Source organism: Ruegeria sp. SAZD013, assembly GCF_059612525.1.
On the sequence record NZ_JBXWQT010000018.1, the window covers coordinates 124,443 to 136,247 of the forward strand.

Genomic DNA, 11,805 nt, shown 5'->3' on the forward strand with positions numbered 1-11,805 from the left:
CGGGATCAGAGCCTGATCTGTTCCGGGGACAGCGGATGATCAGGCGCGTGTTTGATCAGGTCTGACACTTTTGTGCACAGGGGGGTGGGCACCCCGGTTTCATGTCCCAGCCGAATGATATGGCCCTGAAGGCTGTCGATTTCCGTTTGCCGCTCGGCCATCAGGTCGTAGGCCATCGAGGTCCGGGCGGTGGGGTCGATGGTGAGCATCCGCGCCGCGATCCGGCTGAACAAAGGTGTCGGCAGGCGCAGGATATGCGGCGTCAGCCACGCCGGAAGCGGCGTTGTCGAGGCCACCGGATGCCCGGCCGCCTTGAGAACGGACAGCGCCTCGGCCATCTGGTCGGCCATGAGGTTGCGCCAGTCACGGCTGAGCAGCTGATCCACAAGCGGCAGGCCTGACAGCGCGTTCAGCGCGTTGTTCAGGTTGATCACCAGCTTGCCCCATTGCACCGCCTCGATCCGGTCACTTGCGATAACGGGCAGGTCCGGGCTGCTGAGGGCGGTGGCCAGGTCGCCGGGGCCGTTCTGGATCACAATTTCGCCTGATGTGGCCCGGTGATAGGTGGCGGGGCCGTTCGGGACCACGTTGAAGGGGACCATTCCCGCGCGCACATCGCGACCGGGCAGCGCCTTGCGCAGGGTCGCCGCATTCTCGATCCCGTTTTGCCAGGACAGGACGGGCGCATCCCGACAGGCGGCGTCCGCGATATGACCGGCCATATCCGCCGTTGCCCCGGATTTGACGGTGACAATGACCAGCTCGGCCTGATCCAGGCAGGCGGGATCCGTGCTGAGTGTCAGGGCTTCCGCCGCAACATGGTAATTGAGGCCATCGTAATTCGTGACCGTCAGCCCATGTTCGCGGATGGGGTCCAGTACACGGGCACGGCCCAGCAAGGTCACCGCATGCCCCGAGCGGGCCAGTAAACCGCCGCAGTAGCAGCCGATGCTGCCCGCGCCTGCGATGACAAGTTTCATGATACCCCCTCTGGTATACCAGAAAGGATCACCGCAAACGGACGGTTACACAAGCCCACCCGCCCCTGACGCCGCTCGCGGGCGGGCCAGCCGGGGCTTTGTGCGCTCAAGCTGTTCCGAAATGGCAATAAATTCGCGGTTATCCCCTGCCGGAAGGTGGAACGCGCCACTGACCCAATCGGCGCTTTTCCACTCATGAATCGCCGTCTCGATCTTTTCTTTCGAGGATGACACGAAATTCCACCAGATATAGCGATCCTTATTCAGGGTAGCGCCGCCCAGCAGCATCAGCCGCGCACCCTGCGGACCCGCTCGGGCCGACAACCTGTCACCGGGGCGGAACACCATCATGCGGCCTTCGTCGAATGTGTCGCCAGCAATCTCGATTGATCCTTGCGTGACATAGACACCGCGATCCTCATGGTCGTCGGGCAGCGGGAAAGTCGCGCCGGGGGCGAGTTCAACATCCAGATAAAAGGTCTCGGACAGCATCGTCACGGGGCTGGATTCGCCATAAGCAGTGCCGAGGATCAGCCGTGCGCTGACGCCCCTGTCTTGGATATGGGGCAGCGCACCTTGCTTGTGGTGTTCGAACTCGGGGGCCATATCCTCCTGCGTTTCGGGCAGGGCAAGCCAGGTCTGAATGCCGAAAAGCTTGTGGCCTTTACCGCGCGTTTCTTCGCTGGTGCGCTCGGAATGGGTCACGCCACGGCCTGCAACCATCCAGTTGACCTCGCCGGGGTAAATCATCTGGTGAGTGCCGAGGCTGTCGCGATGTTCGAATTCGCCCTGATAGAGGTAAGTGACGGTTCCCAGCCCGATATGGGGGTGCGGACGCACGTCAATGCCGCCTTCGGTGACGAATTCTGCCGGGCCGACCTGATCGAAGAAGATGAATGGGCCAACCAGTTGGCGTTTGACCGAGGGCAGCGCGCGGCGCACCTCGAACCCGCCCAGATCGCGGGCGCGAGGAATGATGAGTGTTTCCAGCGCGTTTTTTTCGGAGGCGCATTCGGGGTCATGGGTGGGGTTCCAACTCAATCCTGATCTCCTTTTTTGGTCCTGCGAGACGGCTTCATGTTCGCCCATGCTGAAGGTATTGGGAAAGTATCGCATGAAAAGTGCATTTTTGCACAATGATCGTGAAGCCCCTGGAACGATTTGCAGATACTCACAAAGGCGTGGAATGGCGTATTTTGGCACGCTCCTTCGCGACTCTCGGAATCATGAACAATCGTGCTATCTTTGGACATCGGGTGTCGCCGGTTCAGGGAAGCCAGTCGAAGATGGGATTCAACCGACAGGAGTGGATGCAATGGCCCGACTCGAAATCAACCGCCGCAAGTTTGTTGCGACAGGGATTGGTACACTTGCAGCCGGTATGACCGGCATTTTCACACCTGCGCACGCCGCCGGTCTTGCGCCGACACCGTCGATGCGGGGCGGGTCGAACAATTACAGGCCCGGTGCGCCGATCGTGAAGCGCATCGGCGGCGGCGGGTTCTGGATGACCGGCACTGTGCGGCGCGCGGGCGACGGAGCCCCCCTGCCCGGCCAGCGCATCCAGATATGGGCCCACACGACCGAGGGGCATGAACGTGACCAGCGCAGCCATGGGGCGACACTAACCGATGCGAACGGAGAATTCCGGTTGGAAATGCCTCAGATTGTGCCTGCTTTTGGTCAACCGCACGGGCATCTGGCCTATGACAGCGGTGAATTTGAGACTGTGTTCCTGCGCCCTGTGATGTCGAGTGCGAAGGACAAAACCCTTGCTGCACATTTCGTGCTGCAACCTGTCTGACAGGTGTTAAAGCGCGTTGCGATCTGGGCGGCATTGATCGCCGCACTTCTGGTACCGGTCGTAGCAGCGGCTTTCAGCCCCTATCTGGCGTGGCGAGAGCCGGTTTACATCGTCGCCGGTTTCGCAGGTATCATCGGGATGTGTCTTCTTCTGCTGCAACCCTTGCTGGCCGGGCGTTGGTTGCCCGGACTTTCTCCGGTCAACAGCCGCCATTGGCACAGGCGGTGTGGCTTGGCCCTTGCTGCAAGCATTATGATCCATGTGACCGGCTTGTGGATCACAAGCCCGCCTGATGTGGCGGACGCATTGCTTTTCGTGTCTGCAACACCTTTTTCGACATGGGGGGTCATCGCCATGTGGGCGGGTTTTGCGGCGGCGGCAATGGGAATTTTTGGCAGCGACTAAACTTGCGGTTTCGCGTCTGGCGCCTGGGCCATGCAGGACTGGCCATGGTAACCATTCTGGGTAGCGTCATTCACGCACTGTTGATCGAAGGTACGATGGAGACGATGACCAAGGTCGCTCTGTGCGCGCTGGTGGTATTGGTGAGCGTGGGAACACTCGCCAAGTTGCGGATTTGGGAGGTGCATCGGCGTTAAACCCCCGAGGCACGCTACCGGGTCCGCGTCAACCTGCCAGCCGCTTTGCATAGGTGGCGCGGGTCATCTCGACATCCTGCACGGTGATGCTGCCGACCTCGGGCATGGTCTGGGCCAGAACTTCCAGAATGATCGCGTTAAGCTCGGCCCGCGTGGCCTCATCCCGTCCGCGCATCAACAGCAGCGTGGCATGCACGAAGGTCTGCGGTTGCGTTCCGACGTAGGAATAGGCAATCGGCGCGGCGCGGATCTTGAGCGCTGAGGCGTCGATTTCATCATGTTTTGCGAGAACGGTATGCAGCCGCTCGCAAATCATCTGGAAATCATGGGTGTCGTCCAGAGATTTGGAGAATTCCAGGGTAACGTGAGGCATTGAATGCTCCGGGGGTCATGAGAGAGCCTGATGGCCCTCTCGAAACTGCAAGTTGATCTTAAACGCCCAGACACCAGCGTATTACGGCCTTTTGTGCGTGCAGGCGGTTTTCGGCCTCATCGAAGATGACCGAGTTCGGGCCGTCCATGACCTCGGAGGTTGCTTCTTCCTCACGATGCGCGGGCAGGCAGTGCATGAACAGCGCGTCGGGTTTGGCATGTGACATGAGTTCAGCGTTGACCTGATAGGGGCGCAGCATGTTGTGGCGACGTTCCTTGGCGGATTGGCTGTCATGCATCGAAACCCAGGTGTCGGCAACCACCAGATCCGCGCCCTCGACCGCTTTGTGTGGGTCCCGTTCGATGACGACTCTGGAACCCTTCTGGCGGGCAAACCCCAAGAATTCTTCTTCCGGATCAAGCTGGGCCGGGCCACTGAAGGTCAGATCGAAGCCGAATTGACCCGCCGCGTGCAGGAACGAGGCGCAGACATTGTTGCCATCACCGGTCCAGACCACTTTCTTGCCGGCGATGGGGCCGCGGTGTTCCTCGAACGTCAGCACGTCGGCCATGATCTGGCAGGGATGGGTACGATCGGTCAGACCGTTGATGACGGGCACGTCGGAATACTCGGCCATTTCGGTCAGGATGGTCTCATCGAAGGTGCGGATCATGATCATGTCGACATAACGCGACAGCACACGGGCGGTATCGGCAATAGTTTCGCCGTGACCCAGCTGCATGTCCTTGCCCGACAGCACCATGGTCTGGCCGCCCATTTGGCGTACACCGACGTCAAAGGACACGCGCGTCCGGGTCGAGGGCTTTTCGAAGATCAGCGCGACCATGCGGTCTTTCAGCGGCTGTTCGTCGTCAGGGGCGGCCTTGGGACGGCCCAGACGCGCCTGTTTCATCGCGCCCGCCTGATCGATCATGGACCGCAACGCGGTGGCATCGGTTTTGTGGATGTCGAGAAAGTGATTCATATCGCTTCGCTTTTGGCTGGTCGGGCGGTGGGGGCCAGCCCCCACACCCCCGGAGTATTTGGGAAAAGATGAAGCTCAGGCAGTTGCGAGCTGGGTTTCGATCTGATTGGCGGCCTTTTCGAGGCGGATCATGGCCTGGGCGATGTCATCCTCGGTCAGGGTCAGGGGCGGCAGCAGGCGGATGACGTTGTCGGCGGCAGGGACGGTGATGACCAGATTGTCATAGCCCGCATTGACCACGTCGATATTTGGCGCCTTGCATTTCAGGCCGAGCATCAGGCCCGATCCGCGCACCTCTTCGAAAACCTCGGGGTGATCGGCAACCAGACCTTCGAGTTTCTGGCGCAACAGACCAGCCTTGCGGTTGACACCTTCGAGGAAGGCGGGTGTGGCGACCTGATCGATCACCGCACAGCCCACGGCACAGCCCAGCGGGTTGCCGCCATAGGTGGAGCCATGCGTGCCTGCGGTCATGCCAGACGCCGCGTCTTCGGTTGCCAGCACGGCGCCGAGGGGGAAACCACCGCCGATGCCTTTGGCGACCATCATGATATCCGGGGTGATCCCCGCCCATTCATGTGCGAAGAGCCTGCCGGTACGACCGACGCCGCATTGCACCTCGTCCAGGATCAGCAGCAGACCGTGTTCGTCGCAAATGGCGCGCAGGGCCTTGAGCTCGGCATCGGGCACGGGGCGGATGCCGCCCTCGCCCTGAATCGGTTCGATCAGGATGGCTGTGGTATTTTCGGTGATGGCGTTGGTGACACCGTCGAGATCGCCAAAGGTGACGTGGACAAAGCCCGGCAAAAGCGGGCCAAAGCCTTTGGTCATCTTCTCGGACCCGGCCGCTGCGATGCCCGCCGACGACCGGCCATGGAACGAGCCGTCGAAGGTGATGATCTCAACCCGTTCGGGCTGGCCTTTGTCATAGAAATACTTGCGGGCCATCTTCACGGCCAGTTCACAGGCTTCGGTGCCGGAATTCGTGAAGAATACCGTATCCGCAAAGGTGTGTTCGACCAGCTTGTCTGCCAGTGCCTGCTGTTGCGGGATGTTGTAGAGGTTCGAGACATGCCACAGCGCGTGGGCCTGTTCCGTCAGGGCGGCCACCAGCGCCGGATGGGCATGGCCCAGCGCGTTCACTGCGATCCCTGCGCCGAGGTCCAGAAAACGTCGGCCATCCGCTTCAGTCAGCCAGGCGCCTTCGCCCTTTACAAATGACAAGGGCGCGCGGTTATAGGTCGGCAGAACGGACGGGATCATGGGATCATCCTTTTCGGGTCGTTTGAGCCTCGTGAGTGATACACGAAGGCCCGCTTCGTCAACAGATTTGGTGAGAATTGTGCCAATTTGGCAGGCACATGGGATCAAACAGGCCGATTACGCAGAGCGGCGTCGGCGTCGGAGCAACTGGATATGTGCGCGTTTGATCATGGCCGCTCTATAGACGTGAAAAGACAGCCTGAAAACCCCATTATTGCCGCAGGGTCAAAATTGCCACCGGATCATTACGCCGAGCGCCAGCGGTCGAGCTTGCCCATGCCGCGGGTGAAAGCCCAGGCAAGGATGCGGGGCATGCCTTTGGCGACAAGGGCATCGACGCAGTGAGACTGAAACTCTTCCAGCGATGCGTCGGGATGGCGGAACGCACCGTTTTCGTAACACAGCGAGCAGTAACGCGTGCTGCGCCCGCCGCCAGCTTCGGACCCGCCGCCCTGGGGGTCTTTTGACAGCGGCATGCCGCAACTTTGGCATTTGGGACCCATGGTGCTTGTCCTTGCAGAGAATAACTGTCTGACATAGGATCAAAACCATGGAGTTGAGTCAACGGTTTTGAAACATGCGGATCGGGGAACTTGCGCGGCGCAGCGGGCTGAGCCGTGACACGCTGAGGTTTTATGAACGCCAAGGGCTGATCCGGTCAGCTCCGGGGCCGGACAACACCAACAGCTATCGCGACTATCCCGAAGAAGCGCTGATCACGCTGGAGCAAGTTGCAGATGCACAGGCGGCAGGCATCAGCATTGCAGAGCTGGTCATGTTGCTGGGGCAGTTGGAAGCCGCCGATCCCGACAGCTTTGACGGCGAGGCGTTTTTGCAGGACCGGATTGACGAGGTCGAAGCACGGATCGCACGGGCAGAGCGGTTTTTGAACAGCCTCAAACAAGCCAAGGCGGCGCTGGCTGCCCCTCCGGTTTTGCGCTGAGCGCAGATTTGCGTCTTGCCAAGGCACACGTTTTGGCGCACCGCTTTCGCCCATGTTCACCCCGAAGGCGCAAAATCCTGCTGTGGCCGCAGGGCTGATCTTTGTCGCGACCGCCTTTATCGCGGCGACGACGCTGTTGGCCAAGGCGTTGGGGACGGAGACACTCGGGCCTCCCTTGCACGCGATGCAGATCAGTCACGGGCGGTTTCTGTTTGCTCTGTTTGCCATCCTGTCGGCGGTCGCAGTGCTTCGCCCCCGGCTGGGACGGCCCCATTGGGGGCTGCATGTCGGGCGAACCAGCTTTGGCTGGGCCGGGGTGACGTTGATGTTCGCGTCTGTTGCGTTCATTCCGATGGCGGATGCGACGGCGATTTCCTTTCTGAACCCTGTCTTTGGTATGGTACTGGCCATTCCGCTATTGGGGGAGCGGGTCGGCCGGTGGCGTTGGCTGGCGGCGGCCGTGGCCCTTGTGGGTGCGGTGATCCTGCTGCGCCCGACACCTGCAAGTTTTCAGCCCGCCGCCCTTCTGGCGCTGGCTGCGGCGGCGTTTATCGGGATGGAGCTGATCTTTATCAAGAAACTGTCGGGGCGCGAGGCTCCGATCCAGATTCTGCTGATCAACAACACGATGGGGCTGGTGATCGCTACGGTCGCGGTCAGCTTTGTGTTTCAAATGCCTACGCCGCAGCAATGGGTTGCACTGGTGGGGATCGGCCTGCTGATGGCCTGCGCGCAGGTTTGTTTCATCAACGGCATGGCACGGGCGGACGCGTCATTCGTGGCCCCGATCAGCTATGCCACGTTGATTTTCGCCGCGCTGTACGATTTTGCGGTGTTTGATGTGATCCCCGACCGGATCAGTCTGATTGGCGCGGTCACGATTCTGACCGGAGGGCTGATCCTGGTCTGGCGCGAGGCAGTAAACCGCCGGACCTGACAGAAAAAACCGTCCTTGCGGTTCAGGGGCGACCTTTGTGTCGCAAACCCCCATGAACGGCAAAGCAGCAGGCGCATTCTGGGCTGAGTTGATTTGCGAGTTTGTCATGCATGAACGCCGAATACCTGAATGGGTCCGCCACGCGCCTGCCGCATCAGTTCGCGATTTTGGGATTCTGGCCGGGATTGAAGCCATCGTGCGTGGCATCCTGATTTCAGTCTTTCCGCTGGCGATGTACCGGGCGCTGGGCGATGCCTCGTCCGTGTCATTCCTGTATTTCCTGATTGGCATCCTGTCCCTGCTGGTCGGGTTGATGGTGCCGTTCCTGATCCGTTTTGTACCGCGCAGATGGGCCTATTCCACCGGTTGTGTCATGTTCATCTGTGGTGCATCGCTGGCGATCGAGGGCAGCCCCGAGGCCGTGGTCGGCGCATTGGCCCTAAATACCATGGCCACGGTTGTCACTTTCATCTGCTTCAACACCTATGTGCTGGATTACATCAGCAAGATCGAACTTGGCCGGTGCGAGACCAGCCGCATGTTCTACAGCGCTTTGGGATGGACGGGCGGCCCAATGGCCGGTGTCCTGCTGATGGAGCTGTGGCACCCTGCCCCGTTTGTCATCAGTGCCGGTGCAGCGCTGGTCATGCTGGCGCAGTTCTGGCGCATGCGTCTGGGCAATGGCAAGCTGATCACCAAGGCCCGTGGTCCGGCCAACAACCCGTTGGCCTTTCTTCCCCGGTTCTTTGTTCAACCCAGATTGGTTGCCGGATATCTGTTTGCAATGATCCGGTCCTGCGGGTGGTGGATATATGTGGTCTACCTGCCCATTTTCGCCATCCAAAACGGGCTGGGAGAACAACTGGGCGGCATCCTTCTGTCGTGCACAAACGCCATGCTGCTGGCCGCCCCGTTGATCCTGCGCTGGGTCCAGACGCGGTCGCTCAGGTCTGCTGTTCGCATCGGGTTTGCCGCCGCGGGGGGCTGCTTCTTCGCAGCCGGATTGGTCGCGGGATGGCCGGTCGCCTCGGTCGCTGCGCTGGTTCTGGGGTCTGTCTGGCTGATCGTTCTGGATATCTGCGCCGGATTGCCCTTCCTAATGGCCGTGAAACCGTCTGAGCGAACCGAGATGTCGGCGATTTATTCCAGTTACCGCGATGTCTCGGGCATTCTGACGCCCGGTATTGCAGCTCTGGTCTTGCTGGCGGCACCGGTGGCCGGTGTGTTCGCGGCAGGCGGGATTGCTTTGTTTGGGGCATGGGCTGTCTCGGCCCGCTTGCATCCGCGGCTGGGCGAACCCAAGCCTGCCCTGTCGCCCGATAGGCTGGCAGAGCCCGGTTAAGCCTTAAGCCGATAGCCGGTACGCAGCATCTGCCAGGTGATCAGCCCGATGGCCAGCGTGGCAAAACCACAAACCGCCATGCCCAACCACGGAGAGCTGTCGGACACGCCGATCATGCCGTAACGCAGCCCATCGATCAGGTAGAAGACCGGGTTCAGGTGGGTCAGGCGGTTCAGGACAGAAGGCAGCGCCTCGACCGAATAGAAGGTGCCCGACAGGAAGGCCAGAGGTGTGACGATGAAGTTGGTGATCGCGGCCATCTGGTCGAACTTGTTCGCAAAGATCCCGGCAAAGAGGCCCAGCGCGCCCATGAATGCGCCCCCCAGAACAACAAAGATCAGCGCAATCAACGGGTGCTGGGGCGCGATGGACAGCAAAACCAGCAAAGCAATCGAAATCACCAGCGCGATCATCAGGCCACGGGCGATGCCACCGGCAAGATACCCCAGCAGGATCTCGAGCGGGGACAGCGGCGGCATCAGCGTGTCGACGATATTGCCCTGCACCTTTGCAATCACCATCGAAGAGGAGGTATTGGCAAAGGCGTTCTGGATCACCGTCATCATCAGGATCCCCGGTGCCAGAAACACCACAAACGGCACGCCCATGACGTCAGGGCGGCTGGGCCCAATGGCGATTGTGAAGATCAGCAGGAACAGGCCAGCCGTGACCAGAGGCGCCAGAACGGTCTGGGTCCAGACCGAAAGAAAGCGCCGGATTTCGCGCTGCGCCAGCGTGTAAAGCCCCATCCAGTTGACCGCTCCAAAGCTGCGTGCGGTCTGTTCTGCGGGATTCTGCATGCTTTGCCCTCAACCTGATTCGAAGACAGCTTGTAACTCGGGCCGCAGTGTTTAGAATAGGGGGCTGAGACGAATTCCCAAGGCGGCCCGAATCCGGGGCCGCTTTCCGCTTTTGAAAGGCTGACGATGTCCTGGACAGACGAGCGCGTAGAACTGCTGAAGAAGATGTGGGGCGAAGGCCAGTCGGCCAGCCAGATCGCCAAGGAACTGGGTGGCGTGACCCGCAACGCGGTGATTGGCAAGGTCCACCGCCTCGGCCTGTCCAACCGGACAGCAGGCGCAGCCCCGGCCAAGTCCGAACCGAAAGAGAAACCGGCACCCGCGCCCAAGGCCGAAGCCAAGCCCAGACCCATGCCAAAGACAGAACCGGCGCGCCCGGCTGCTGCTGCCGAGGCGAAACCCGCCGTTCCGGCCCGCCGCCAGATCATCCCGGCCGGTCAGCCGCTGCCGCCGCAGCCCTCGGCCAACGAGATCAGCCCCGAGGCGCTGGCCAAGGTCAACGAGATCGAGAAGAAGGCCAAGAAGCTGACGCTGATGGAACTGACCGAGAAAACCTGCAAGTGGCCCGTGGGCGACCCCGCGACCGAGGATTTCTGGTTCTGCGGACTGCCGGTTGAGGCAGGCAAACCCTATTGCGAGGCGCATGTGGGCGTGGCCTTCCAACCCATGAGCTCGCGCCGCGACCGGCGGCGGTAATTGCGAACACAAGAACCTAAATCTTGTCTATGGAACGTGAAAAGGGCGCAGGCGTTTCGCCACGCCTCTTACCGGAGGCGTTGCATAGTCAAGAACGACGCAAGACGTAACGAGCTCTTACAAAGAAAACACCCTCGCTGAATGCTGCGAGGGTGTTTTAGTTCGGAGCGTCAACTTTGCGGACAATTAGGACACTGGGCCGTCAAAACTCTAGGTGAAAACTTGGTAGTGATATGATGCGCACGGTTGATGTAGGACGCGCTTGCCATCGACGCTTTCGATGACGCTTTCAAAAGTTTGCCGCATATCAGAAGCCACTGCTTCGTACTGTGAATACCTGTCAGGATCAGGTCGCACGATCTTATCCAAAAAGTACTCAAAAGTTGGGTACTCCCGGGTCAAAACATACTCATTTTTGGCCAACAAGCTGTAGCTTTGGTCTTTATCGAGTCGATTCAAAACGTTGTGGGAGTTTGTACGCACAGACGTCTCGTCTTCGACCATCCGAACTACGTCAAACATTGTTCCATACGGATAAGGTTCGACCACATGCAATCGACCGTTTTGCCTCAAAACCCGGCGAACTTCATCGAAGGCGGCTTCGTGCAGATTGGCTGGCACGTGATGTAGAGAAAAGAAGAAACAGGCCAACTGCTGTGAGTTTGTTTCCAAAGGCAAGTTTTCTGCCGTTCCTAGTCGAACATCAACGTCGGGTGGCAAGTTTGATTTCGCATTCGATACTTTGGCGGGGTCAACTTCGATGGCGGTTACATGTGCACCCTCCGCATGAAGTTGCTTTGAGTACACGCCATCCCCCGCTCCGATATCAACAACTGGGCGACCCTTCATCGAATACATGGACCGCAGCAGCGCAATGTGTGCCATGTGGATAACCTCCAATGCGACGGCGCGCACAACATTTCCAAACTAGCACAGAAACATAGTAAAGTCCGAATGGGTTCGAACCGGGCATTCTCTGTTAATCTCATGGGGGTCCGCTGAGCGGAGATACTGTTGAAAAACTCTGCTTGAGCGATGCTTTGGCTGCTGATTCAATTCTCTTGAGTTGCAGGAGAGTTGCTG

At 59.8% G+C, this 11,805-nt stretch carries 15 protein-coding genes; 7 read left to right on the forward strand and 8 right to left on the reverse strand.

Annotated features, from left to right (window positions below):
- Window positions 1-5: 5 nt before the first annotated feature.
- Both AC2FLU_RS05000 and AC2FLU_RS05005 read right to left on the reverse strand, forming a co-directional pair.
- Window positions 6-980 carry a 2-dehydropantoate 2-reductase gene (locus AC2FLU_RS05000; protein WP_480518930.1) on the reverse strand — a complete coding sequence of 325 codons (975 nt, stop codon included), beginning with the start codon at window positions 978-980 and terminating at the stop codon, window positions 6-8.
- A gap of 45 nt (window positions 981-1,025) precedes the next feature.
- Window positions 1,026-2,021 carry a pirin family protein gene (locus tag AC2FLU_RS05005; protein WP_496811897.1) on the reverse strand — a complete coding sequence of 332 codons (996 nt, stop codon included), beginning with the start codon at window positions 2,019-2,021 and terminating at the stop codon, window positions 1,026-1,028.
- Window positions 2,022-2,295: 274 nt separating this feature from the next.
- Between AC2FLU_RS05005 and AC2FLU_RS05010 the strand changes: the two genes are divergently transcribed.
- From AC2FLU_RS05010 to AC2FLU_RS05020, 3 genes are read left to right on the forward strand one after another with little or no spacing between them, the layout of a single operon-like run.
- Window positions 2,296-2,784 carry a peptidase associated/transthyretin-like domain-containing protein gene (locus AC2FLU_RS05010; RefSeq protein WP_496809006.1) on the forward strand — a complete coding sequence of 163 codons (489 nt, stop codon included), beginning with the start codon at window positions 2,296-2,298 and terminating at the stop codon, window positions 2,782-2,784.
- A gap of 3 nt (window positions 2,785-2,787) precedes the next feature.
- Window positions 2,788-3,189, forward strand: coding sequence for a hypothetical protein (locus tag AC2FLU_RS05015; RefSeq protein ID WP_496809005.1), 402 nt, complete (start codon window positions 2,788-2,790; stop codon window positions 3,187-3,189).
- A gap of 44 nt (window positions 3,190-3,233) precedes the next feature.
- The gene (locus AC2FLU_RS05020) at window positions 3,234-3,383 is read left to right on the forward strand and encodes a hypothetical protein (protein ID WP_496809004.1); all 150 of its coding nucleotides are present in this window, start codon (window positions 3,234-3,236) and stop codon (window positions 3,381-3,383) included.
- A gap of 28 nt (window positions 3,384-3,411) precedes the next feature.
- On the opposite strand, the gene AC2FLU_RS05025 is transcribed toward AC2FLU_RS05020, so the two are convergent.
- The 4 genes from AC2FLU_RS05025 to AC2FLU_RS05040 form a co-directional block, all read right to left on the reverse strand.
- On the reverse strand, window positions 3,412-3,756 hold the full coding sequence (locus AC2FLU_RS05025; RefSeq protein ID WP_496715377.1) for a 5-carboxymethyl-2-hydroxymuconate Delta-isomerase: 345 nt from the start codon (window positions 3,754-3,756) through the stop codon (window positions 3,412-3,414).
- Between the two features lie 58 nt (window positions 3,757-3,814).
- Complete coding sequence (argF, locus tag AC2FLU_RS05030; RefSeq protein WP_496715378.1) at window positions 3,815-4,741, reverse strand: ornithine carbamoyltransferase; 927 nt, start codon at window positions 4,739-4,741, stop codon at window positions 3,815-3,817.
- A gap of 75 nt (window positions 4,742-4,816) precedes the next feature.
- Window positions 4,817-6,004, reverse strand: a complete 1,188-nt coding sequence (locus AC2FLU_RS05035; protein ID WP_496809003.1) for an aspartate aminotransferase family protein — start codon at window positions 6,002-6,004, stop codon at window positions 4,817-4,819.
- Between the two features lie 245 nt (window positions 6,005-6,249).
- On the reverse strand, window positions 6,250-6,507 hold the full coding sequence (locus tag AC2FLU_RS05040; protein ID WP_480495119.1) for a zinc ribbon domain-containing protein: 258 nt from the start codon (window positions 6,505-6,507) through the stop codon (window positions 6,250-6,252).
- Window positions 6,508-6,581: 74 nt separating this feature from the next.
- Here AC2FLU_RS05040 and AC2FLU_RS05045 point away from each other — a divergent pair, with 74 nt between their 5' ends.
- The 3 genes from AC2FLU_RS05045 (at window position 6,582) to AC2FLU_RS05055 (ending at window position 9,226) form a co-directional block, all read left to right on the forward strand.
- On the forward strand, window positions 6,582-6,947 hold the full coding sequence (locus tag AC2FLU_RS05045) for a MerR family transcriptional regulator (RefSeq protein ID WP_480473652.1): 366 nt from the start codon (window positions 6,582-6,584) through the stop codon (window positions 6,945-6,947).
- Between the two features lie 52 nt (window positions 6,948-6,999).
- On the forward strand, window positions 7,000-7,884 hold the full coding sequence (locus tag AC2FLU_RS05050; RefSeq protein WP_480473653.1) for a DMT family transporter: 885 nt from the start codon (window positions 7,000-7,002) through the stop codon (window positions 7,882-7,884).
- A gap of 106 nt (window positions 7,885-7,990) precedes the next feature.
- Window positions 7,991-9,226, forward strand: coding sequence for an MFS transporter (locus AC2FLU_RS05055; protein ID WP_496809082.1), 1,236 nt, complete (start codon window positions 7,991-7,993; stop codon window positions 9,224-9,226).
- On the opposite strand, the gene AC2FLU_RS05060 is transcribed toward AC2FLU_RS05055, so the two are convergent.
- Window positions 9,223-10,026 carry an ABC transporter permease gene (locus AC2FLU_RS05060; protein ID WP_480624044.1) on the reverse strand — a complete coding sequence of 268 codons (804 nt, stop codon included), beginning with the start codon at window positions 10,024-10,026 and terminating at the stop codon, window positions 9,223-9,225. The genes AC2FLU_RS05055 and AC2FLU_RS05060 overlap by 4 nt on opposite strands.
- 126 nt (window positions 10,027-10,152) lie before the next feature.
- Here AC2FLU_RS05060 and AC2FLU_RS05065 point away from each other — a divergent pair, with 126 nt between their 5' ends.
- Window positions 10,153-10,722 carry a GcrA family cell cycle regulator gene (locus AC2FLU_RS05065; protein ID WP_267363457.1) on the forward strand — a complete coding sequence of 190 codons (570 nt, stop codon included), beginning with the start codon at window positions 10,153-10,155 and terminating at the stop codon, window positions 10,720-10,722.
- Window positions 10,723-10,932: 210 nt separating this feature from the next.
- Here AC2FLU_RS05065 and AC2FLU_RS05070 read toward each other — a convergent pair whose 3' ends face one another.
- The gene (locus tag AC2FLU_RS05070) at window positions 10,933-11,607 is read right to left on the reverse strand and encodes a class I SAM-dependent methyltransferase (RefSeq protein WP_480518914.1); all 675 of its coding nucleotides are present in this window, start codon (window positions 11,605-11,607) and stop codon (window positions 10,933-10,935) included.
- Between the last annotated feature and the right edge of the window lie 198 nt (window positions 11,608-11,805).